Annotated in this window: 1 pseudogene; it reads right to left on the minus strand. The window is 70.9% G+C overall.

The window, feature by feature from the left end:
• Positions 1 to 251 (minus strand): annotated as a pseudogene (locus CCN56_RS45440) (glycoside hydrolase family 5 protein); the annotation flags it as partial.

The following is a 251-nucleotide window of genomic DNA, read 5'->3' on the forward strand; positions in this document are numbered from 1 at the left end:
ACGCGGTCGACGAACGCGTGTCCGCAGGTGTTCTCACCGATCTCGCCCGCGAGGAGCGGCACTTGGGCGGCCACGGGGGCGAGAGTGGTGTTCCAGCACGTCTCGTCGGCGCAGGTGTTGAAGTTGTAGACGTGCCAGGCGGCGGCCAGATTGCCCGCCGGGTCCGTGGGGCGGTACGCGAGCCACTGGCTGAGGTCGTTGGAGTACGCGAGGCCCGGGACGAGGACGAGGTTCCCCGCCCCCGTGGCGCG

The organism is Streptomyces sp. NRRL B-24572, assembly GCF_002156145.1.
Taxonomy (GTDB): Bacteria; Actinomycetota; Actinomycetes; order Streptomycetales; family Streptomycetaceae; genus Streptomyces; species Streptomyces vietnamensis.